General features: G+C 45.7%; 20 protein-coding genes. 18 read left to right on the top strand and 2 right to left on the bottom strand.

Translation table 11 applies throughout. The annotated features are described in order from the left end of the window. Positions 1–74: 74 nt before the first annotated feature. The 7 genes from ACPW7J_RS10160 to ACPW7J_RS10130 all read left to right on the top strand — a co-directional run bounded on the left by ACPW7J_RS10160 (position 75) and on the right by ACPW7J_RS10130 (position 8,996). Entirely contained in the window at positions 75–842 is a 768-nt protein-coding gene (locus ACPW7J_RS10160) for an ABC transporter ATP-binding protein (RefSeq protein WP_161874863.1), read from the top strand. After that, the gene (locus ACPW7J_RS10155; protein ID WP_425755174.1) at positions 835–2,808 is read left to right on the top strand and encodes an ABC transporter permease; all 1,974 of its coding nucleotides are present in this window, start codon (positions 835–837) and stop codon (positions 2,806–2,808) included. The genes ACPW7J_RS10160 and ACPW7J_RS10155 overlap by 8 nt, the downstream gene beginning before the upstream one ends. Before the next feature lie 64 nt (positions 2,809–2,872). After that, positions 2,873–3,622, top strand: coding sequence for an acyl-[acyl-carrier-protein] thioesterase (locus tag ACPW7J_RS10150; RefSeq protein WP_425755173.1), 750 nt, complete (start codon positions 2,873–2,875; stop codon positions 3,620–3,622). A gap of 12 nt (positions 3,623–3,634) precedes the next feature. Then, a complete protein-coding gene (locus ACPW7J_RS10145) occupies positions 3,635–4,174 on the top strand; it encodes a GNAT family N-acetyltransferase (RefSeq protein WP_425755172.1) in 540 nt (179 codons plus the stop codon). 397 nt (positions 4,175–4,571) lie between these two features. Further along, entirely contained in the window at positions 4,572–4,901 is a 330-nt protein-coding gene (locus ACPW7J_RS10140) for a metal-sensing transcriptional repressor (RefSeq protein WP_424959669.1), read from the top strand. Between the two features lie 4 nt (positions 4,902–4,905). Then, positions 4,906–7,530, top strand: a complete 2,625-nt coding sequence (locus ACPW7J_RS10135) for a heavy metal translocating P-type ATPase (protein ID WP_425755171.1) — start codon at positions 4,906–4,908, stop codon at positions 7,528–7,530. 281 nt (positions 7,531–7,811) lie between these two features. After that, positions 7,812–8,996, top strand: a complete 1,185-nt coding sequence (locus tag ACPW7J_RS10130) for an AI-2E family transporter (RefSeq protein WP_161874868.1) — start codon at positions 7,812–7,814, stop codon at positions 8,994–8,996. A 12-nt stretch (positions 8,997–9,008) separates the two neighbouring features. Here ACPW7J_RS10130 and ACPW7J_RS10125 read toward each other — a convergent pair whose 3' ends face one another. Beyond that, positions 9,009–9,803: a hypothetical protein gene (locus ACPW7J_RS10125; RefSeq protein WP_425755170.1), complete on the bottom strand. Its 795-nt coding sequence runs from the start codon at positions 9,801–9,803 to the stop codon at positions 9,009–9,011. Between the two features lie 72 nt (positions 9,804–9,875). Between ACPW7J_RS10125 and ACPW7J_RS10120 the strand changes: the two genes are divergently transcribed. Beyond that, entirely contained in the window at positions 9,876–10,127 is a 252-nt protein-coding gene (locus ACPW7J_RS10120; protein ID WP_161874870.1) for a GIY-YIG nuclease family protein, read from the top strand. Between the two features lie 68 nt (positions 10,128–10,195). Beyond that, complete coding sequence (locus ACPW7J_RS10115; RefSeq protein ID WP_425755169.1) at positions 10,196–12,127, top strand: bifunctional metallophosphatase/5'-nucleotidase; 1,932 nt, start codon at positions 10,196–10,198, stop codon at positions 12,125–12,127. Between the two features lie 49 nt (positions 12,128–12,176). On the opposite strand, the gene ACPW7J_RS10110 is transcribed toward ACPW7J_RS10115, so the two are convergent. Then, positions 12,177–13,241 carry a hypothetical protein gene (locus ACPW7J_RS10110; RefSeq protein WP_161874872.1) on the bottom strand — a complete coding sequence of 355 codons (1,065 nt, stop codon included), beginning with the start codon at positions 13,239–13,241 and terminating at the stop codon, positions 12,177–12,179. Positions 13,242–13,612: 371 nt separating this feature from the next. Here ACPW7J_RS10110 and mraZ point away from each other — a divergent pair, with 371 nt between their 5' ends. The 9 genes from mraZ to ACPW7J_RS10065 all read left to right on the top strand — a co-directional run bounded on the left by mraZ (position 13,613) and on the right by ACPW7J_RS10065 (position 23,931). Beyond that, the gene (gene mraZ / locus ACPW7J_RS10105; RefSeq protein WP_161874873.1) at positions 13,613–14,044 is read left to right on the top strand and encodes a division/cell wall cluster transcriptional repressor MraZ; all 432 of its coding nucleotides are present in this window, start codon (positions 13,613–13,615) and stop codon (positions 14,042–14,044) included. A 36-nt stretch (positions 14,045–14,080) separates the two neighbouring features. Beyond that, positions 14,081–15,016, top strand: a complete 936-nt coding sequence (gene rsmH / locus ACPW7J_RS10100; protein ID WP_161874874.1) for a 16S rRNA (cytosine(1402)-N(4))-methyltransferase RsmH — start codon at positions 14,081–14,083, stop codon at positions 15,014–15,016. 26 nt (positions 15,017–15,042) lie between these two features. Next, entirely contained in the window at positions 15,043–15,369 is a 327-nt protein-coding gene (locus tag ACPW7J_RS10095; RefSeq protein WP_161874875.1) for a cell division protein FtsL, read from the top strand. Between the two features lie 158 nt (positions 15,370–15,527). Beyond that, positions 15,528–17,525 carry a penicillin-binding transpeptidase domain-containing protein gene (locus ACPW7J_RS10090; protein WP_425755168.1) on the top strand — a complete coding sequence of 666 codons (1,998 nt, stop codon included), beginning with the start codon at positions 15,528–15,530 and terminating at the stop codon, positions 17,523–17,525. 12 nt (positions 17,526–17,537) lie between these two features. Further along, the gene (locus tag ACPW7J_RS10085) at positions 17,538–19,082 is read left to right on the top strand and encodes a UDP-N-acetylmuramoyl-L-alanyl-D-glutamate--2,6-diaminopimelate ligase (RefSeq protein ID WP_425757521.1); all 1,545 of its coding nucleotides are present in this window, start codon (positions 17,538–17,540) and stop codon (positions 19,080–19,082) included. Beyond that, a complete protein-coding gene (locus tag ACPW7J_RS10080) occupies positions 19,021–20,400 on the top strand; it encodes a UDP-N-acetylmuramoyl-tripeptide--D-alanyl-D-alanine ligase (protein WP_425755167.1) in 1,380 nt (459 codons plus the stop codon). Before ACPW7J_RS10085 ends, ACPW7J_RS10080 begins: the two co-directional genes overlap by 62 nt. 2 nt (positions 20,401–20,402) lie before the next feature. Next, positions 20,403–21,371: a phospho-N-acetylmuramoyl-pentapeptide-transferase gene (gene mraY / locus ACPW7J_RS10075; RefSeq protein ID WP_425755166.1), complete on the top strand. Its 969-nt coding sequence runs from the start codon at positions 20,403–20,405 to the stop codon at positions 21,369–21,371. Between the two features lie 25 nt (positions 21,372–21,396). Further along, positions 21,397–22,767 carry a UDP-N-acetylmuramoyl-L-alanine--D-glutamate ligase gene (gene murD / locus ACPW7J_RS10070; RefSeq protein ID WP_425755165.1) on the top strand — a complete coding sequence of 457 codons (1,371 nt, stop codon included), beginning with the start codon at positions 21,397–21,399 and terminating at the stop codon, positions 22,765–22,767. Then, positions 22,768–23,931, top strand: coding sequence for a peptidoglycan glycosyltransferase FtsW (locus tag ACPW7J_RS10065; RefSeq protein WP_161874880.1), 1,164 nt, complete (start codon positions 22,768–22,770; stop codon positions 23,929–23,931). Positions 23,932–23,933 lie beyond the last annotated feature (2 nt).

Below are 23,933 nucleotides of genomic sequence, written 5' to 3'. Positions count from 1 at the left end.
TGTAAGGGAATGTATAGGATTTGCGTTCCCTTTTTTGTTATCATAGAGCCATACTGAGAGAAAGGGGTTAAGAAATGACCATTTTAGAAGTGAAAAATCTGAAAAAAATTTATACGACACGTCTTGGAGGAAATCAGGTACAGGCGTTGTCCAATGTATCTTTTTCTGTAGAAGAAGGAGAATACGTTGCGATCATGGGCGAGTCGGGTTCTGGAAAAACTACCTTGCTGAATATTTTGGCGGCTCTGGATAAACCGACCAGCGGAGAGGTTTTGCTGAACGGTAAGAACATCGTTACGATCGGCGAACGAGAAATATCGGCTTTCCGTCGTGACAATCTGGGATTTGTCTTTCAGGATTTCAATCTGCTGGATACTTTTTCGCTGCAGGATAATATCTTTCTTCCGCTTGTATTAGCGAGAAAAAGCTATAAGGAGATGACTACGCGCCTTGTGCCGATTGCGGAGCATTTGGGGATAAAGAGTATTCTTCGTAAATATCCATACGAGGTATCAGGCGGTCAGAAGCAAAGGGCGGCAGTTGCCCGCGCGTTGATTACAAGGCCGCAGCTGATTTTGGCTGATGAACCTACCGGCGCTTTGGATTCCGGCGCTGCTGACGGCCTTTTACAGCTGTTTAGTGAAATTAACCTTCAGGGACAGACGATTCTCATGGTAACGCACAGTATCAAAGCTGCCAGTCATGCGAAAAGAGTCATGTTTATCAAGGATGGGGAAGTATTCCATCAAATTTATAAGGCAAACATGACAAACGACGAGATGTTCGTTAAAATATCAGACACGCTGACCGTGCTGCAGGCAGGTGGTGGAAGACGTGGGTAAGAATTTTTCAATCAAATTGGCGCTGTCCAATATAAAAAATAACCGTAAGTTTTATTTGCCTTATTTCCTGGCGTCAGTGGGCATTATCGCTATGTTCTATATTATCAATTTTCTCGCGTTCAATAAGGATGTGGAGATAATGAGCGCGTCTATGGCGATGATTATGCAGCTGGGCGTAATCGTAATGGGAATCTTTTCTGTAATCTTTCTCTTTTATATCAGCAGTTTTCTGATGAAACGAAGGAAGAAGGAGATCGGTCTGTACAATATTCTGGGTATGGAAAAACGTCATATTGGCAGAATTCTTGCCATTGAAAATTTGATGATATCAGTGACTGCGATTGTCAGCGGATTACTCTGCGGTATTTTGTTCAGTAAACTGATCCATCTGTTGGTAAGTTGGGTATTTAAAGCCCCGCCGCCCTTTGGCATTTCACTTTCTCCGGCTGCCATGGCGGTCACTGCAGTGCTGTTTGGATGTATCTTTTTGGTTACGCTGCTTGTAAATCAAGCCAGCATTCGCCTGGCTAAACCGGTTGAATTGCTTTACGGAGGAAACGTGGGTGAAAAGGAACCGAAGACGCGGTGGATTTTAGCTGTTATCGGTTTTATCTGTGTGGGAGTAGGTTACTATATCGCGATTACTACGGAATCTCCGCTGGATGCTTTGATTTTGTTCTTCATAGCTGTAGTTTTAGTTATTATAGGAACGTACTGTCTGTTTACTGCTGGCAGTATAGCTGTGTTGAAGGCGCTTAAGAAAAATAAGAAATTTTACTATAAGCCAGCAAACTTTACCGCTGTTTCCGGATTGATTTACAGGATGAAGCAAAACGCGGTAGGTTTAGCCAACATCTGCATTTTATCGACGATGGTTTTGGTTATGATCTCTGGTACGGTAAGTCTGTATATGGGAATAGGAGACGTTATCAATGATCGTGTTGCAGGAGATATAGGTCTCACGGCTACAGCTTGGGACGGGCAGACAGTAAACATGAAACAAGTTTCTGATATTATTGAGGATACGGCGGATGTGAAAAGGTTAGACGCGTATGAGTATCTGATGTTTACGGTAAAAAAAGACGGAGATGACTTTGTACTTCCGGAATCTTTTTCAGCTAATATGTCCGATACCGGCGTCTTTCTGGTGATGACAGAGGATTCCTATGAAAGGCTCAAGGGTGAGAAACTTGATCTTACGGAAAAGCAGGTCGCGGCCTATACGAGAGGCGGAGAGCTGGCGGATCATTTTACTGTAGGACAGATGGACTTTGATGTAAAAAAGCGTCTGGATAAGCAAAAATCAATCAGCAATTCCGAAGCATTGATGGTAGATTTGTACTACGTCGTAGTCGCGGATGAAAGTATACTAAAAGCGATGTACGAACAGCAGGAAAAGGCATATGGATCCAATGCCAGCGGTGTAAATTATCAGTTTGATATTTATTTGGAAAACGCGGAAGAACAGGGTGAGGTCAATGAGGCTCTGCAGGGGAAGCTGATCGATGCGGAGATGCTGGGAAGTAATACTATGATTCGTTATGAAACAAGGTCGGAAGTTGAGGAGGAATACGGCGGTCTTGTAGGAGGTTTTCTGTTTTTAGGCCTGTTCCTGGGAATTATATTTACCTTTGCGGCGGCGTTGATTATCTACTATAAACAGATTTCTGAAGGATACTACGACAGGGGTAAATTTGAAATCATGCAAAAGGTGGGTATGAGTAAAACGGAAGTAAAGCGAACGATTCGCCGGCAGGTGCTTCTGGTATTCTTTGTACCGCTTGTCATGGCAGGTATTCATGTGCTGGCCGCTTTCAAGATGATTACTCGTCTGCTGCTGATCTTTTCTATGGCTAATGTGCCGCTGTTCGCCCTGTGTACGGTCATTACATTCCTGGTGTTTGCAGTCATCTATGCGCTGGTATATATGGTGACGGCCAGAGAATATTATAAAATTGTTGGCTAGCATGGCGCACGAAATATTTTTGTGATATAATATCCTCCATACGGACAAGAAAGAGGGGATATGAATGAGATATTCAGAATGCTATGCGGTTACCAGCCACGATGTGGACGTAAATAACAATATGAAGCCATCGCTCATTCTACGATATATGCAGGAGACGGCTAATCATCAGATGCGCGACAGGAAGCCGTCATATTACGAACTGTTTTTTTCAGGAAAGTCCTTCATACTGACTCGAGTAACGATTGAGGTCTATGAACAGCTGCATCAGTATGATCAGATTCAGGTGGACACCTGGCGCTGTCCTGAAAAGGGCGCTACCTTTATTCGATGCTTTGAAATTCTTCGGGACGGAAAGACGGCGGCAAGGGCTTACACGGTGTGGGCGGTGACCAATCATGAAACCGGAAAGCTATGTAAAGCCAATGAAGTGGACATTTCCAACTATGAGACGGAGGAGCCTTTGACATTGGAGCTGCCTACCAGATTTCGGCTGGCAAAGGATTTGAGCTTTACAAAGGCAGGGGTAAAGGAAGTCTTTTATAGTGATGTTGATATGAACCGTCATATGAATAATACGAATTATCCGGATATGCTATGGAACTTCATTCCTGACGTAATAGAGAAACAGGTGACTTCTGTGAATCTGCGCTTTATGAAGGAAGCGCCGCTGGGCGCTGAGGTAGAAGTGTACTATGCAAAGATGGATGAACCGTTGGAGCAGGATATTGCTGCCGAAGAAACCTGGTGCTTCTACTCTTTGGTAAACGGTGAGGTGAACGTAGAGGCACAGATCGGCATGAGAAGCTTGTAAAGAGGAAGCATTATGAAACCAATTGAAACAAAGGATTTAATGATTCGCGACAGTATTTTTGAGGATTTGCTGTATTTTGATTCGTGGGAGCGTCAGCCAGAGGTGACGGAATTTTTCAGTATTGCAGACGGACAGAGTATGGAGGATTTGACCAGAGCATATATGCATTTTGATGAGGATCCGGCCGCGCGGCAGTATACTATCTGCCTGAGAGATACTGGTACGCCTATTGGACGGATTATTTTAGGCGATATCATCGAAGGATGGAAGTGTGAAATTTGGCGAATTTATATCGCAGATCCTTCATTGCGGGGAAAAGGTTACGGCAGACAGTCCATGGAGGCGGTATTGAGGCTGTGCTTTGAGGAGTTGCAGATGGAACGAGTTTATCTGGATCACTATACGGGAAATCCGGCCGCATACCTGTACTTAAATTTGGGTTTTCAGTACGAAGGGGTGCTTCGAAGCAACTGCAGAAAGAACGGTATTCTCTACGATGTACATCTGATGTCCATGCTGCGAGCGGAATACTTTGAAAAATATGGTAAATAATAAGGGAATGGGAAAGAAAAGTTTTTTAGGGACGTATGAAGACAACACGTGTCCTATGAGGTTTGATTTTGGAATAGAATGGTGCGTATTTTTCCAGATGCACAAGTTAATTTGCGCATGATTATATATTTTTTTCTATAAATTTTCGTTATATTCCGAAATATGAAGTGGAAAAAGAAAAAGTTTAAAAAACGCCCTGTCAGGGCATTTTAAGACCGATATAGTGCGGACTGCCGAAGTGCAGAACTAAAATCCGCACTATATATGTGTTTTTTGAGAGAAATGAGGCATGTACAGTTATCCTTTCTCTGTTTGACATGTTGTAATGGATTTTTTGCTTGACGTATATACTGTTCCGGGGTATACTATATATCGAGAGAAAGAGGAGGATATGTCCATGAATGGCGCAAAGAATATAAATGAAACAAAAACGTGCCCGGAGTGCGCGGAAAAAACAAAAAAGAGAGAAACGACCGAAATAAGAAATTTGATTTCCCGTTTAAATCGTATAGAAGGCCAGGTACGAGGCATTAAAAAAATGGTGGAAGATGATCGGTATTGCATTGACATTATCAATCAGGTGGCGGCAGTCAGCGCCGCGATCAATTCCTTTAATAAAGTTCTGCTTTCTGAGCATATTAAATCCTGTGTAGTAGAGGACGTGAAAAAAGGAAATGATCAGATGGTAGATGAGCTCTGCGACACTTTGCATAAACTGATGAGGTAATTTTATGAAAGAGAAGTTCAGAGTAACAGGAATGACTTGTTCCGCTTGTTCCTCCAGAGTTGAAAAGGTAGTGTCGAAATTGGATGGAACGGATGACGTTATGGTTAACCTGCTTACAGGCACTATGCAGGTCACGTATAAAGAAGATCAGCTGGATGATCAAACCATCATTGCGGCAGTGGAGAGGGCCGGTTACGGCGCTTATGTAGACAGTGGAAATTCTACTGGCGGCGCTGCATCCAACGGTGATGCAGGTCAGCACGTATCCGGCGCGGCTGACAGGTCGGGAGAAAATGGCCAAAACGCCGCGCAAAGAGGAGGCGTTTCACAGGCCGCTTTGCATGAAGAAAAGCAGATGAAAAGGAGGCTGTTCTGGTCTGTAGGGTTGTTAATTCCCTTAATGATCGTATCCATGAGCCATATGGCGCCGGGCGGTCATCAGCTGATGATGGAACGCCCTTTGACTATGGTGCTGCTTCAAATCGTATTTTTGATTCCCATTGTTTTTCTGAACCGGAAGTTCTTCATCAAAGGATTTCCGTCTCTGTTCAGAGGCAGTCCTAATATGGACAGTCTGGTAGCCATAGGCGCGGCCGCCGCGATTCTGTACGGCGTGTTTGCCGTATTTCGTATGGCCGCAGGATTTGAGAGCGGAGATATGGAACTGGTTCACCACTATGCCGGAGACATTTATTTTGAATCGGCCGGTACGATTCTGACATTGATTACAGTAGGTAAATATCTGGAAAGCCGTTCTAAGGGAAAGACCAGTCAGGCGATAGAAAAACTGATGGATTTAGCGCCGAAAACAGCCGTAGTGGAACGGGATGGTATTGAGACGGAGATACCGGCGGGCGCGTTGAATGTAGGTGATATTCTGGTCATCCGCCCTGGAGAAAGTATAGCGGCAGACGGCGAGGTAATAAGCGGCACTACCAGCATCGATGAATCGGCGATTACCGGCGAGAGTATTCCTGTGGAAAAGCAGCCTGGCGACCGGGTCGTATCTGCAACCCTGAACAAAACCGGATTCATCAAAGTTCGCTGTGACAGGGTTGGCGGCGATACCACGATCAGTCAGATTATCCGTTTGGTCGATGAGGCCAGTGCCAGCAAAGCGCCGATTGCACGTATGGCAGATAAAATTGCTGGTGTTTTCGTCCCAACGGTAATCTGCATTGCCATCGCAGCCGCAGTAATTTGGTCCATTGCCGGAGCGGATTTTGAGTTCGCGTTGTCCATCGGTATAGCGGTATTGGTTATATCCTGTCCATGCGCCCTGGGCCTTGCGACCCCAGTAGCGATTATGGTGGGAACTGGTAAAGGCGCTGAAAACGGTATTCTGATTAAGTCTGGGGAAGCGCTGGAAACAGCCTGCACTGTAGATACTGTTGTAATGGATAAGACAGGCACGATCACCCAAGGCAAACCGCAGGTCACCGACGTAATTGATTACGCCCTGACAGAAATCCCTTTGATAGAAATAGCGGCAGGGCTGGAGGCGGGCAGTGAGCATCCTCTGGCGGAGGCGGTAATGTCCTACTCGTCATCAAAGGGCGTCCGTCCCGCGTCGGTCTCAGGGTTTGAGGCTGTCTTTGGAAAGGGTGTGCGAGGCCGGATCGGAGATGAGATGTACAGTGCCGGAAACGCGGCTTTGATGGAGGAATCTGGTGTTGATATCTCTGACGCGCGGGGGAATTTGGACCGCTTGGCTGATGAAGGAAAGACGCCGCTTTTGTTTGCTGACAGCCGCAATGTGATCGGTATCATTGCTGTGGCTGACGTGGAGAAACCGAGCAGCCGTTCAGCGATAGAGGATTTTGAAAAAATGGGAATCGACGTCGTAATGTTGACGGGCGATAACAGGAGAACGGCAGAAGCTTTGCGGCAGAGGATGGGCATCTCTCAGGTTATTGCTGAAGTGCTGCCACAGGATAAGGAACGCCATATCGCTAAACTGCAGCAGGAGGGACACCGGGTCGCGATGATTGGAGACGGCATTAACGATGCGCCTGCACTGGCTAAGGCTGATGTAGGTATCGCTATCGGCGCAGGTACGGATGTAGCGATTGAGAGCGCGGACGCGGTTCTGATGAGAAATGATCTGCAGGACGCTGTGACGGCGGTGCGTTTGTCAAAGGCTGTAATAAGGAATATCAAGGAGAATTTGTTCTGGGCCTTTTTCTATAATGTGATCGGCATTCCGCTGGCGGCAGGCGTACTGTATCCCATGTTTGAATTGAAGCTGTCGCCTATGTTTGGCGCGGCGGCGATGAGCTTGTCCAGCGTTTGCGTTGTTACAAATGCTTTGCGGCTGAAACGATTTCGGGTAAAGCGGGATCGTCACAGCGCAGATGTTATAGATGAAGTTGAAAACCGGCAGGCTTTAACAGCTGAAACCGGAGAATCAGAAAGGAAGGAAAAGATTATGAAATACGAGTTGAAAATTGAGGGAATGATGTGTCAGCACTGTCAGAAGCATATGACGGATGCGCTCAACGCTATGGATGGCGTCAAAGCTGAGGTGAATCTGGAAGCGAAAACTGCCGCAGTGGAAGCAGATCATGAGATTTCCATGGATGAGTTTGAGAAGGTGGTCGCGGACGCCGGGTATACACTGGTGAGATAAGTACAGGAAAAAGTACAGGTAGGATGAAAACCTGTACTTTTTTAATAGAACTAAATGGAGAAAACTTAATTTAAAGAAGAAAACTGCGAGAAATTCTAATTGATCTTCTTTGCCTTATACACCTGAAGAAAATTTATTATAAGCGCTATAATTAGTCCATAAATATACCACTTCATTTCTAATCCATATCCGACAGCGTCTGTTTAAGTTTCTGTTTGTAAAAGAGTACGCAATATGGTAAAATATTTTAACACTCGTATGCTTGAAAGGGGAAGATTCAGATGGATTTCAATAAAAAAAATATCAAAACGATTATATTGATTGCCTTTTCCTGTATTCTGTTTTATCTGGGGGTTAAGAATATTGGAATTGTAGCAAACAGTATCAGCAGTATATTAGGACTTTTATTCCCGTTTATTTTGGGCGCGTCGATTGCCTTCGTGATCAATGTACCGATGTGCAGAATTGAATATTGGCTTTTCCATAAAACTGATAAGCTGCGAAAGGTTCGCAGACCCATATCCTTTGTTGTGACGCTCACTTTGGTGATAGGTTTGCTGGTAGTGGCTATGTATATTATCATTCCACAGTTGGCCGACACCTTGCAGACCATAGCGGCGCAATTACCAGATGCTTTCAATGCGGCGCAGGATTGGGTTTATGGAAAAATGAGCTACTGGAAAGCGTTGCAGGAGTTATCTCAGAAATTAGCTGTTAACTGGGAAGGCATTGTGCAGAATGTATCAGTTTTCCTGCAGGATGCCGCGACTGCCATGGTCAACAGCGGTATCGGCGCGGTGACCAATATTATCGGCGCCATTGTCAATTTCTTCATCGGATTTGTGTTTGCTATTTATCTATTGATGGCAAAAGAGACTCTCGCATGCCAGGGTAAACAGATTTTGTACGCCCTGTTTCGACAAAGCGGTGCGGAAAAGATTCTCTATGTATGCAGCTTATCTAACAAAACATTTTCCAGATTTATTTCTGGTCAGTGTCTGGATGCATGCATTTTAGGCATCATGTTCTTTATAGCTATGACGATTGCGGGGCTGCCTTATGCTATGCTTATTTCGGTGCTCATCGCGTTTACCGCGTTGATTCCTATGGTGGGAGCGTTTATCGGCTGTGTGATCGGAGCGCTTTTGATTCTCATGGTTAGTCCGCTGAAGGCGTTGATCTTTGTCATCATGTTTTTGGTTCTCCAGCAGCTGGAGGGAAATTTGGTGTACCCTCATGTAGTAGGAAATTCTGTAGGCCTGCCTTCCATCTGGGTATTGGTAGCCATCACGATCGGCGGTAATCTGATGGGAGTGATCGGTATGATTCTGTTCATACCGTTGTGCTCAGTGCTGTATGCCATTTTCCGGCTTTATGTCAAAGACCGTTTGAATAAGAAGGGTGTTCCCCGGGAAAAGTGGGAAGAAAGAATTGAACTTGAAGAAAGTGTTATGACGCGAAAGTAGATAAGCGCTGCATCAGCTGATTCGCTTATTTGTTATCAAGACTATTCGCCGTTTCCAGCCTAAAAACAGAAACAGAGCCGACAAACATGATAACAGAAGAAGCGTAACCGTGAATTCTCCAGGGGCATGACTTATGCTGCTGCGTTTAGAGAGATAGGAAACGAACCCGTAAAGCAAAACGGCCGGCGGCAGAAGAAACGGATAGCTCAGAAAGAATTGCTGAGAGCCGAAAAAGGCTGCGGAGACAAGCGGCATTACTACAAAAAAGCCTGCAACTGTCGCAGAGAGAAGAAATGAACCGGGGAAAAAGAGGGCTATGGCATGGTCTGCCGCAGAAATGAATAAAACGGAGAGTTCTCCGGCGAGAGAAAGTAAAATTGCCGCGAAAAAGGGCCCTTTTTTATCGATCAGACGTCCGAAAAGGAGAGGCGCAGCCAGAACAGCCAGACTGCTCAATTGTTTAGACCGCTCAAGGACAGCTGCAGTGGGATGCAGATAATAGCCATATTGAAATATGACGCTGCTGAAGGCACAGAAGGTCAGCATAGTGATAAAGAATACGATAAAAAACGACATGGCGGGATTCTTTATGAAAACGCATGTTGACAGACTTTCAGCGGCCGGCCGGTGAATGTAAAAGACTGCAGCCGACGCCATGAGCGGAATCAAGGTCAAAGCAGGCTGCGCCTGTGAAAGATAGTACAGAGAAATGAAGAACCCTGTAAGCAAGCCTCTTTGATCAGTTTTGATAACGCTGGTAAGTAATGGAATGAGCAACAAGGCCAAAATTGCAATAGTATCAGTCATAATAGTCCTCCTAAAAAACTCTGTTTTTATTGTTCTTGGAGAAAATGTGATTTATACAGGGAGTTTTTAACATTGAATTATACATATATCGTCAGATGCGCGGATGGAAGCCTGTACACCGGATGGACCAATGATTTAGAAAAGAGAATGAAAGCGCATAATGCAGGGAAAGGCGCGAAATATACCAGTCCCAGACGTCCGGTTCAACTGGTTTATTTCGAGGAATTTGCCACTAAAACAGAAGCTATGCGGCGGGAAGCGGCAATTAAAAGGCTTCCCAGAACGAAAAAAGAACTGCTAGTAGCACAGTTTGACAAATTATGATAAAATAGTTATAACAAGGGCGAATGTGCCCGCTTAAAAAATTCTTCAACTGAAACGAGGAGATGCTATTGAAAAAGATTACAGCAAAACTATTGACCTTTATTTTAGTTCTGGCTTTGCTGATTCCATCGGTGGTTTTAGCAGATAACGGAGTCAATAGGATAAAAGAACCCATATCTATTGTCTTTACACATGACATGCATTCTCATGTGGACAAATTTCCGAAGATTAAAACGGTGATCAGGGAACAAAAAAAGAAAAATAAAGCATCCTTTTTGCTGGATAGCGGCGATTTTTCCATGGGAACGCCGTATCAGGCCATATATAAAACGGAAGCCAGTGAACTGCGGCTCATGGGTTTGACGGGCTTTGATGTAACAACCTTGGGAAACCATGAATTTGATTACCGGTCAAAGGGTCTGACCGCTATGCTGAATCGGGCGTCGCAATCAAAGGACAGATTACCTCAGTTGGTTATAGCCAACATTGACTGGGAGACTACGCTAGCGGATTCAGCTTTGAAGCAGGATGGAAGAAATCTGCAGAAAGCGCTTTCAGAGTATGGCGCGAAAAATTATACAGTTTTGGAACGGGGCGGAGCGAAGATTGCAGTATTTGGTATCTTTGGCAAAGAGTCAGCCAGTTATGCTCCTGAAAGCGGTACATATTTTCTGGATCCGGTACAGTCAGCCAGAGCTACGGTAGAGGAAATCCATGCTCATGAAAAAGTGGATATGATCGTTTGTGTTTCTCACAGCGGTACTAATGCCGGTGATCCTGATAAATCGGAAGACGAGATTTTGGCGGCGCAGGTTGAGGGAATTGATCTGATTGTCAGCGGTCATAGTCATACTCGTCTCGACAAGCCTCTGCAAGTGGGAGATACCGTTATCGTCTCAGCAGGGCAGTACAATGAAAATGTAGGAATCATAACTTTTGTCTACGAGAACGGACAGTATGTCGTAGATCAGTATAAACTGCAGGGATTGGATAAGAACGTGAAAGATGATGAAGCAGTAAAGCGTCAGGTACAACGCTTTAAATCCCTGGTGGATCGGGAGTATTTCAGCCGATTTGGTTTCACATGGGATCAGGTACTGACGAGAAATGACGTCACGTTTACGGATATTGATGACTTTGGCTTAAAACAGGGTGAAGATACTCTGGGAAATCTCATTTCTGACGCTTATATTTACGGTGTAAAAAAGGCGGAAGGAGACGATTATGAGACCGTCGACGTATCTGTAGCGCCATCAGGCGTTATACGGGGGTCTTTTGGCAAGGGGAATATCACCGTGGCGGACGCTTTCAACGCGCTGTCTCTGGGTACGGGAAAGGACGGCATAGCGGGATATCCGCTGGTCAGTGTGTATTTAACCGGTAAGGAGTTGAAATTGGCTGCGGAAATAGATATTTCCGTGTCAGAATTGATGCAGCCTGCCAGACTATATTGCAGTGGGTTGGCTTACACGTATAATCCTCATCGCTTGATTCTCAATCGTGCATATGACATAAAATTGATCGGCGAGGATGGCAAGGAGGAAACGTTGGAGGACGACAGATTGTATCGCGTAGTGGCGGATTTGTATTCTGCTCAGATGTTAGGAACTGTTAACTCCATGTCTTACGGGATTTTGTCTGTAGTACCGAAAGACAAAAACGGCAATGAAATTGAAGACTACGAAGCGCATATTATCTATAACGAGGATGGCAGCGAGTTGAAGGAGTGGTATGCGCTGGCAGCTTATCTGGACAGTTTCAAAGGTAATAAGGTGCCTGATCGCTATGAAGCCGTGGAAGGGCGAAAGAATTTGGAGGACAGTCGAAGTCCTATTGCATTTTTAAAGCATCCCAATCGTTTTTTCTGGATGATTGCGGCGGCGATCGTACTGGTGCTTGCTTTAGCAGCTCTGCTAATTGTGTTGGCGGTGAAGCTGATACGCCGAATTAGGTATGGAAAGCGTGGAATGAGACGGAAGGATATGATTTTCAGAAGATAGATAATGAAAACGGGGCAGCCTATAGGCCGCCCCTGTTGTATTTTTTGGCTTAGAAGTTGCATCCGCATCCACCGTTCCACTGACAGGTAATGGAGCGGTTTCTGGATCTGCGGGATTCGCCGCATCCGCAGTCGCACTGACAGTCAGTGTCCTGGGCGCATGGGCAGTCGTCATCTTCATCATCTTCTTCCTGGCAAGGATCTTCGCAGCATCTGCCGTGAAGACGGAATGCTCCGGAATCGTCGTCATCATCGTCATCACACTGATTGGAAGTCTGACGGCATCTAGCCAGATCATCACATGGTATGTTTACACTTTCAGCAGTGGTTCTGAAAAGCGTCTGTCTGGTTACCTGGATTTCAACTTCCGGTTCTGTAATCAGGCAGCCGCAAAGCTGTACTGCACACTGGGAAGGGCCGGAAACCGGTGTGAGAACCGGATTGAGCAATTTGGCGCTCGCGTTGAAAGAAAAGTTGATAATTGGTGCGATACCGCCGGTAGTGCAAGGAAGGCAGATATCGGAAGCGAAAGTGCTGCAGCCCGGGATGTCAATGGTGACACAATTCTTTGTGGTCAGGACCAGCTTGAAGCGTTTGCAGCCGCCGCAGCCAAAAGCGCTGCCTCTCAGAACGATGGTCAGCCGTGCGTTCCAGCAGTTGGCGCCGGTGATCAGCAGATAACCCTTTGTGGAAAGACCGTTTTCCATACAGTCACAATCGCCGATTTTAGTCATCAGATCGTTGGTGGCTGCCATATATCTTTCGTTAAAGAAATCGATATTATCTACAGGCAGTCCGTTTACCGTTACGTTATGCGGCTGCAGGGTGTTTGGATGGGACAGGTCAAAGTCTGTTACAAAGACTTCTGTACTTTCGATAGCAAAATTGGTATCGTCAGTGATTTCAAAGGTAGACGGGCAGTTGCATCCACAATTACAGCCGCAATTACAGCCGCAGTTACATCCACAATCTCTCTCTCTATCATCCAGAAAACTCAGATGCTGGTTAAAGTCATCCGGCCCTGCAATCAACTGGCTCATTAACGGACAGGATTTAACAGCAACATCGGAAAAAACTTTGGTCAGGTAGACCATTGATTCATTACACATATTCATAGATTTGTTACCTCACATTCATGATTCAATAGCGCGCGGCTATGTATTGAGTAGTTCGCTGCGGCGCGTGGATGATACCGGATGTGCCGTGTTGGCAAAGGGTATCTGTTCATCAACACTGAGGTACTGTTATCATATGCACCGGCGTGTTTTTTGGTGAAGACAGATGAAATTTTGGGCGTAATAATTGAGAGCAACACAATATATAGTGCAGCTTTCTTTTTTTATCCCCAACAGGGCAATAAAAAGCAAAAAAGTGAAGGTAATTTCCCATCAAGTGGGGAATAAATCTTGCAAAGTGGAGCAAAGTGGTGTAAAATGGAGAAAAATAAGAATGTATAGGTATCAATATACGCAGGGAGGACGCCGTCATGTTCATGGGCACATACTACAATTCCATAGATGCCAAGAACCGTATGATCGTTCCGTCTAAGCATAGAGATCAGTTGGGCGGCAAGTGTGTGCTGACCAAAGGATTGGATGACTGCCTGTACATCTATTCCATGGCAGAGTGGGAACGGCAGATGGAGAAAATTGCAGAGTTGCCGGAGTCAGATCCGGAAATCAGAGCGTTTATTCGTCACTTCTGTTCTAATGCTACAGATCTGGATTTCGATAAGCAAGGAAGAATCGTTATTCCTACGGAGTTGAAAGAATATGCCGGGATCGACAAGGATTTGGTTACCATGGGCGCTATGAAAAAAATAGAAGTATGGAGCAGGGAGAAGTGGGATGCACCGGATAATGAAAGCAAAATGGACACCCGGGATTTCGCTGCGGCTCTGAGAAAATATAACTTCTAACCATTTTAACAGGAAACAGCACGGGGAGGAAACGCGGTGGAGTTCAGACATACCTCCGTTTTATTGGAGGAATGCATAGACAATTTGAATATCAAGCCGGACGGCGTCTATGTAGACGGAACTTTAGGCGGAGGCGGACATGCCATGCAAGTTTGCGAGCGACTATCCGAGGAGGGAATCTTTATCGGCATCGATAGAGATCAGGATGCTTTGGAAGCGGCTTCGGAGCGGTTGTCATCCTACCCATGCAGAAAATATTTTGTACAAAGCAATTATTCAGATATCAAGTCAGTTCTTACAGAATTAGGTCTGAGCGGCGTAGATGGCGCTCTCCTAGATCTAGGCGTTTCATCTTTCCAACTGGATAACGCGGAGAGAGGATTCTCCTACATGCAGGATGCCCCCCTGGACATGAGGATGAATCGAGACGATACTTACACAGCGTATGATGTAGTTAACCGCTGCAGCAAAGAAGAACTGACGAGGATCATCTCCAAGTACGGTGAAGAAAAATGGGCTTCCCGCATAGCTTCCTTCATTACTGGCGCAAGGAAAGAGAAGCCCATTGAAAGCACCGGAGAATTAGTAGACATAATCAAAGCGGCAATTCCGGCGAAAGCAAGAAGAGATGGGCCGCATCCCGCGAAAAGAACCTTTCAGGCCATTCGCATTGAAGTAAATGACGAGTTGGGTCAGCTTGAGAGAGCGATGGAGGAATTCTGCGACGTAATGAATTCTAAGGGAAGACTTTGCGTCATATCCTTCCACTCATTAGAGGACCGCATCGTGAAAGAAACGATGGTGCGCCGGGAAAATCCGTGCACCTGTCCTAAAGAGTTTCCGGTTTGCATCTGCGGAAAGAAACCGGATATCAGAAGAATCAGCCGAAAGCCGATTTTACCAGGGGAAAAGGAATTAGACGAAAACCCACGTTCTCGCAGCGCTAAGCTGCGAGTATGCGAAAAACTATAAATGATACAAGAGGTTGAGCAAAGGAAATGAGACAACAGGATAAGAAAAGAGTATTGACCGGAGCTGTCATCATTGGATTGATCTGTATTATCATGGTCGTAGTAACTGCTTATTCAGCGGAGCTTAGAGTAGAAAATAATAAGCTTATCAGTGAAAATGAAGCCACAAAGGGTGAAATTGATACGCTGCATATTAAAATAAAAAGCGCTAATAACATAGAACATATTGAAAAGGTTGCCACTAAGAAACTGGGCATGGTGTATCCAAGCGAAGGCGAGTGTGTCTTCGTGAAAGACAGCGACGCGCCAAAGGGTAATTTTGCTATGGTAATCAAAGAGCAGGCATATAATTGAAAAACGCAGAGTATAATGAGGTTGAAACCGAGTTTAAAATATAGAATTACGACAGAGAAACACCAGAAGATAATTTCATAAAACAGCCAGACAATTTCATATAGTGACCCGTCTGGCTGTTTTTATCTATATTTAATCGGGAATAATTGGAGACATATATGGCAAAGGTAAGCGGAAGAAACAAAAAAAGAATTATTATTACTTTTGGGATGATCAGCCTGCTTCTGATTCTGCTGGCTTTTCGGCTGGCGTGGATTCAGGTAGTAAAAGCAGAGGAATACAGCAAAATTGCAACGGATCAGCAGACCAGCGATATTCCATTGGAAGCAAAGAGAGGCAATATTCTCGATAGAAATGGAAAGGAACTGGCAACGAGCGCGGCATGCTATACTGTGTGGGCGCGTCCAGCGGAGATCAAAGAGAACTATAAAGGTGAAAAACTGGATGAAATCAGCAGCTCGCTGGCTGTTATTCTGAATATGAAGGCCAGTGAGGTTAGAGAAAAACTGGTGAAAGAACAGGCTCTGATCAAGATTGCAAAGTATTTGGATAAGGAAACAAGCGATAAGGTAAATGAACTGGATATAAGGGGTATCGATATCGCAGAAAATACGAAAAGATATTATCCGCTGGGTAATTTTGCTTCTCAGCTGCTGGGCAGCGTCAATGACGATAATCTGGGCAGAAGCGGTGTAGAGCAGGAATACAATGAATATCTGAGCGGCGTAGCCGGAAGGTGGATTAAGAATACTGACCTCAACGGCAACAAGCTGTCTTACGGACAGGAAACCTATTACAAGGCAGAGGACGGTTTAAACGTAACGTTGACCATCGATGAAGTGATACAACACTATGCTGAAAACGCCATTGCCAACGGTATGAAAGAAACTAAGGCAAACCGGATCATGTGCCTTGTTATGGATCCAAAGACCGGCGATGTTCTGGCGATGGCTGCTAACCCTGGATTTGATCCAAATACTCCTACAGAACCGGATCATAAGAAAGAAAAGACCGTTTTCGACAAAATGTCAGATAAAGATCAGGTCACATATCTGAATCAGATGTGGAGAAATCCCATCGTCAGCGACACCTATGAACCTGGATCTACTTTTAAGCTGGTTACAACATCTTCTGCATTGGAAGAAAGAGTTACCAACCTGAAAAAAACTTACACATGTAACGTAGGATATACTGTGCCGGGGACGCATGTAACCTTGCACTGCTGGAGCCCGAAAGGTCACGGTACAGAGACTTTGATTCAGGCCGTAGGAAACTCTTGCAATCCGGTACAGATTCAGCTGGCCCTTGCCATGGGAAAAGAAACATATTATAACTATTTGGAAATGTTTGGCATTACAGATACCAGTAAGACCAATATCGATTTACCGGCAGAGGCCTCCGCGCAGGTACAGCCGAAGGATATCATAGGACCGGTGGAATTAGCTACCATGTCGTATGGTCAGGGTATTGCAGTGACTCCGATCCAATTGGTCAGCGCGGTGTGCGCCATCGGCAACGACGGCGTGCTGATGCAGCCTCGTGTGGTTAAGAAGCTGACTGATTCTGACGGCGATACAGTCAAGGAATATGAAACTAAAGAAATCCGCAAGGTTATATCTTCAAAGACGGCTAACGATATGAAGAAGATTATGGAATTTGTTGTATCTGAAGGCGGCGGCGGTAATGCGAAGATAGCAGGATTCCGCATTGGAGGTAAAACCGGTACAGCTGATAAACCATCTTCAGATGGAAAATATTCAAGCGACACATATTCGTCCTTTATCGGTATGGCGCCGATGGACGATCCAAAGCTGGTCGTACTGGTCGTTGTTGACAGCCCGAAAGGTATTCAGTTCGGTAGCGCTACAGCAGCGCCGATTGCCAAAGAATTTTTAGAGAACGCCCTTCCGTATTTGGGCGTCAACCCAAAGTATACCAAAGATGAGGAAAAAGACCTGAAGGCAGAGTACGCATACGTACCTGATGTAACAGGAAAAAGCTACAGCGACGCAATCGGAATTTTGGGAAGCTATGGTTTAAAATATAAAGTGACGCCTAAGACTAGCAGCAAGAAAGATTTTGATGTTGTGGACCAGTATCCGAAGGCGGGCAAAAAGATTAAGAAAGGCGGAAAAGTATACCTGTACAGAGAATAGACAGAATATAGAATCGAGAGGATTTATCTGAAACTTGAAGTATTAGCAAAGGCTGGAGACTGCCAGCTCATCCGTGGAAAAACGGATTGCGAAATTACAGCCTTAACCGAGGATTCACGTCAGGCAGAAAAGGGAGCGATGTTTTTCTGCATCAAAGGGTGTCTGACGGACGGTCATGATTATGCGGACGACGCGGTGTTTCGAGGCGCGTCAGCGATTGTCTGCGATAGAGAAATCTCTCTGCCTGCTGATTGCACAACGGCAGTTTTAATGACGGACGACGTTCGAAAGGCTATGGGCGCTATGGCGTCAGCCTTTTACGGTTGGCCGCACAGGGAGTTGATAACCGTTGGAGTAACGGGAACAAAAGGAAAGACCACGACTACCTTCATGATAAAGAAAATTCTTGATGAAGCCGGGATTAAGACAGGTCTCATCGGAACAGTTGTAACTGATACAGGAAAAGACATACTGAAAAGTGACCATACCACGCCGGATTCTATCCGGCTTCACCGCTATCTGCGAGAAATGGCCAGCAATGGCTGCAAAGCCGCAGTGATTGAAGTGTCGTCTCAGGCATTAAAGCTTTCACGAACAGAACCAGTGATTTTCGATTATGGTGTATTTACCAATATAGAAGAAGATCATATCAGTCCGTTCGAGCATAAGGATTTTGCTGAATATGCATCCTGCAAAGCTCGGCTTTTTCGAAGATGTGGGATTGGATTAGTTAATGGAGACGACCCGAATATAGAACTTATTACAAAAAATGCGTCCTGCCGCCTGCGGACCTTCGGCTTTGAACCGGGGAACGACTTGCGGGCGGAAAGCCTTTATACAGTAAGGCTGCCAGGCGCATTAGGCAGCGAGTTCCGACTTCGGGGAAAGGATTTTGATACAGGCGTTGTTCTGGGAATGCCCGGCAAATTTAATTGCAGTAATGCTATGGCGGCTATAAGCACTGCTTTGCTAATGGGCGTGCCTGAACAAACAGCGTCTGCAGCTCTACAGAAGATTTCTGTGCCGGGCAGGCAGGAGATGTTTGCGTTGGATGCGGGGCGACTGATTATGGTAGACTACGCGCATAATGGTACAGGATTGAAACAGCTTTTGACATCTTTACGTGAATATCGTCCGTCCAGAGTGACATGCGTCTTCGGATGCGGGGGAAACCGGGATTTCGGAAGGAGAAAAGCCATGGGTGAGGCAGCTGCAAAATATGCCGATAGGATTATCGTTACTTCAGATAATCCGAGAAACGAGCAGCCACAGGCTATCATCAACGATATCATCACAGAGATAGAAAAATATAATACGCCTTTCCAGGTTATTGAGGATCGCGGGCAGGCCATCGAGGAAGCGGTACGCAGCTGCGTTCCCGGTGAAATTGCTGCAATCTGCGGGAAAGGACATGAGGATTATCAGATCCTTGGAGATGAGATAATACATTTTGACGACAGGGAACAGGTTCTCGCGTCAATAGAAAAGGTGAGAAATGAACAAAATTACAATTGCGGAAATCAAAGAGGCTACGGGCGGACGAATTCTGTCAGGTGACGGAACAGAAGAAATTACGGCAGTCAGTACGGATTCCAGAAAGGTAAAGGCTGGAGAACTATTTGTACCGATTGTAGGAGAAGTCCATGACGCTCATAAATTTATTCCGATGGCTTATGAGAATGGCTGCAGAGCATTTTTGACAGATAGAGAAGCAGCGGCAGCGAATCTTCCAGAGGCCGGCGTGATATTAGTGAAGGATACGACTCGAGCAATGCAGGCTCTGGCCAGCTGGTATTTAAAGAAATTAAACTTGAAAACCGTTGCAGTGACTGGCAGCGTGGGGAAAACCAGTACCCGGGATATGGTCTGTGCGATTCTGCGTGAAAAGTATATTACCGGAACTACAGTGGGTAATTTTAATAATGACATCGGTGTGCCGCAGACGATTTTTACTTTTGATAAATCCATGGAAGCCGCGGTGCTGGAAGTCGGTATGGATCATCGAAATGAAATTCACCGTCTGGTGGATATAATCAGACCAAATGTTGGGATAATAACAAATGTAGGAATCTCTCATATTGAAAACCTTGGAAGCAGAGAGGAGATTTTGGCAGCGAAACTGGAAATCACGGACTATTTTCATGAGGGAAACACGCTGATTATCAATCAGGATAATGATATGCTGCAGACGGCGGTATTTTCTGAAGCTTATGATGTTATTCGGGTAGGTACAGATTCTTGCTGCGACTATTTTGTACATCATATTGAAGACAGAGGCGGAGAAGGCGTTGCGTATACTTTGACGGTTCGAGATCGGGATTACAGAATCCAACTTGCAATACCAGGCGCACACAATGCGTTGAACTCAGCATTGGCCGCGGCGGCCGCCAGTTGTTTCGGCATTACCGCCGCGCAGGCGGCAGAAGGCTTGTCAAAATTGCAGCTGACAGGAAAACGGCTGACAATTCGAAAAGCGGGTGCAATGAAGATTATTGACGATACGTACAACGCTGCTCCCGATTCCATGAAATCAGCGTTGGAGACATTGATCCATACAGCCGGAGGGCGAAAGGTAGCGATTCTGGCAGGAATGAATGAACTGGGAGAGAATTCACCGGCTTATCATCGTGAGATCGGGCAGTTTGCTGCTGAACAGAAAGTAGATTTGCTGCTGACAGCGGGAGAAAAAGCAGCCGATATTGCAGAAGGCGCGATTAGCGCCGGCGCGGCAGCGGTAAAGCATTTTGATACGAAAGAAGATCTGTCCGCAGAGCTACGCGTATTGCTGAAAAGTAACGACACGGTACTGGTTAAGGGCTCCAGAGCCATGGAGATGGAACAGATCGTAGATAAAATCATGAAAGAACAGGAGTAAAAATGATGGAGATCTTAAGACTAATTTTTGTAGTAGTGCTGGGGACTATGGCATCTTCTGTGTTAACTTCACTGGAAATCCCCATTTTAAAGCACAAACAGTTTCAGCAATTCATTCGTGAGGAGGGGCCTCAATCTCATCTTTCCAAGGCGGGAACACCAACGATGGGCGGTATCGCGATCTTTGCGGCGCTGCTCTTAATGACATTTATCGGCGGAAGTGTTAATACAGATTCGTTGATCATGTTAGTGGTTACATTGCTCTTTGGTTTACTCGGATTTCTGGATGATTATATCAAGGTTGCAAAGAAGCACAATCTGGGTCTGCGAGCCTGGCAAAAGCTGGTGCTGCAGATTCTGATCGCGGTAGGTTTGGCTGTGTACATGGCTAAGTTCTCAGGCTACGGTACTGATGTATGGATTCCGTTTATTGATCGTTACGTTGATTTTGGTTGGATGTATATTCCGTTTGTAGCCTTTGTTGTGGTAGCTATGGCCAATGCCGTAAACCTAACCGATGGACTGGATGGTTTGTCTTCCGGCGTAACAGCGCTGGTCGCTTTCTTTTTCGCCATTGTAGGTATGGAGTTCGGCCACGACGCGCCGATGATTTTCTGCTGTGCGCTTACCGGAGCTTGCCTGGGATTTCTGGTTTTCAACCGGTATCCGGCCAAATTATTCATGGGTGATACTGGCTCTATGGCTTTGGGCGGGGCGTTGGCTTCAGCGGCGATCATCATGAAGGTTGAGTTTCTGCTTCCGGTAGCTGGACTCGTTTATGTGATGGAAGCGCTTTCAGTTATCATTCAGGTGGTATACTTTAAGTGCACAGGTGGTAAGCGCTTTTTCCGTATGGCGCCGCTGCACCATCACTTTGAGATGGGCGGTATGAAAGAAAAAGGTGTGGTAGCTATGTTCTGGCTTATCGCTCTGGTATGCTGTGTTATCGCATATGTTATCATGAATCTGTAAAAGAAATAAGAGAAAGAGTGACGATATGAACGCAAATTTGGAGAACATGAAATATAAAAGGGTATTGGTTGTAGGTCTGGGTAAGTCAGGTATTGCTGCTTCTCAGGCCATGCTGCGATTAGGAGCAGAGGTTTATATTCAGGACTCTAAAAAGGAAGAAACTGTAGACGCACAGCTGGTTGCTTTTTTGAAGGGGAGAGGCGTCCGCTGCTATTTCGCACAGACGCCGCCTGATATGGGTGCGTTTGATATGTTGATTTTGAGTCCCGGCGTCAGTCCAGAGCTGCCTTTTATTCAGGAAGCAAAGGATAAGGGCGCTGAGATTATCGGTGAATTGGAAATCGCTTACCGCATTGGAAGCGGAAATTATATCGCGATTACAGGCACCAATGGAAAGACAACGACAACCACACTGGTAGGTGAAATTTTCAAGGCGGCCAAGAGAAAGACCTATGTAGTAGGCAATATCGGCGTGGCGGTTATTTCCGCCTCTATGGACGCGGCTTCGGAGGATTGGCTGGTTACAGAGACGAGCAGCTTTCAGCTGGAAACTACACGGTATTTCAAGCCGGTTGTGTCTGCTATTTTAAACTTGACGCCGGATCACCTGAACAGACATCATACGATGAAAGCTTATGGAGAGGCGAAGGCAAAGATCTTTGCCAACCAACGTGACGATGGGTATCTCGTGATCAATTATGACGATAAGACTTGCTATAAGCTGGCGTCAGACTGTCAGGCAACGATTGTGCCCTTTAGCCGTAAGAATCAGCTTTCCTTCGGCGCTTTTCTTCAGGATAACAGACTGGTAATTCGAAACAAACAGGGAGAGCTAGTAGATATATGCGGCAGCGACGAGCTGAAAATTATCGGTACGCATAACCTTGAGAATGCTCTGGCGGCCGCGGCCATTTGCTATTTTGCCGGCATTGACGCGGAGACGATCGGCAGCACGATCAAAAGCTTTAGCGGCGTTGCGCATCGAATTGAATTTTGCGGTCTGATTGAGGGCGTTAACTATTATAATGATTCTAAAGGAACGAATATTGACGCAGCGATAACGGCGATCAGAGCGATTGAGAAAAATATCATTTTGATTGCCGGAGGCGACGCTAAAGGGCAGACCTTTGACGAATTCATCAGTCAATTCAACGGCAGTGTTAAAAAGATGATTCTGCTGGGGAGAGACGGCCGCCTCATTGCTGAAGCCGCGGACCGCAAAGGATTTACGGATTATGTATATTGCAAAGACATGCAGGAATGTGTTAACAAAGCTTACGAGTTGGCAGAGCCTGGCGATACTGTACTTCTATCACCCGCCTGTGCCAGCTGGGATATGTACGATAACTTTGAGCAAAGGGGAGAACACTTTAAAAATTGTGTGAGCAGGTTATAAATGAGAGTGAAACATAGAGGCGCAAAGAATTTAAAACAGAGTGATTTTGTGATCATAGCCATGGTGACGATATTAGTTATTTTTGGCGTAGTTATGGTGTTCAGCGCAAGCTACTATAAGTCCATTAACGATTCCGGATCGCCATACAGTTATCTGATTAAACAGGGTGTTTTCGCTTTGACGGGTTTTGTCATTATGGGCGTTTGCGCGCGGTTAGATTACCATATTTTCCGGAGACTGTCCATTTTGATTCTAGGCGTCAGTTTGCTTTTGCTGCTGCTGGTATTAACGCCTCTGGGCGTGGAAGAAGGCGGCGCTACCAGGGCGCTGTACATCGGCTTTACCATCATGCCGGGTGAGATCGCAAAGATCGCTGTAATCATCTTTACCGCGTCTTATTTAGCCAGTGATCCCAGGATTATCCTTTCCTTTTCGAGAGGCGTTCTGCCGCTGCTTCTTCTCATGGGTGTTTTCGGAGGATTGATCATCAAGCAACCGAATTTATCTACTGCCATTACGGTTTGCGGCATCATTGCAGGAATTATGTTTTTAGCCGGATTACAGTGGAAATATGTTATCGGCGCTATGATTGCCGGAGGCGGCGGTATATTTGGTTTGATTATGATAGGGGATAAAATCGGGGCTGAGCATTGGTCGAAACGGTTTACCAGCTTTTTAGATCCTTTCGCGGACGCTTTGGGAGATGGTTTCCAGGTAGTGCAGTCCTTGTTAGCGCTGGGATCTGGAGGACTTTTTGGTTTGGGATTAGGCAAAAGCATCCAGAAGAATCTGTATCTTCCGGAACCCCAGAATGATTTTATTCTGGCTATCATTGGCGAGGAGTTAGGATTTATAGGGTTATTGGCTCTGATCGTAGTATACGTGGTTTTAATCTGGCGGTGCTTCCACGTATGCCTGAATGCGCCAGATCGGTTTGGGATGCTGCTGTCCGGCGGGATTACCATAATGATTGGACTGCAGGTTATCCTCAATATTGCAGTTGTGACGTCATCGATGCCTCCAACAGGTATAGCGCTGCCTTTTGTCAGCTATGGAGGCAACGCGCTCTGGATATTTATGGCGTCCGCAGGTATGGTGTTGAATATATCCAGACAAAGCAGCGGCGGCGCGCCGGCCGAAAGGAAACCAGAGAAACGCAGGTAAAT

It is taken from the genome of Ihubacter sp. rT4E-8 (genome assembly GCF_049852125.1).
Taxonomy (GTDB): Bacteria; Bacillota; Clostridia; order Peptostreptococcales; family Anaerovoracaceae; genus Senimuribacter.
The sequence above is the reverse complement of the archived record's forward strand: the minus strand, read 5'-3'. Positions and strand labels throughout refer to the sequence as shown.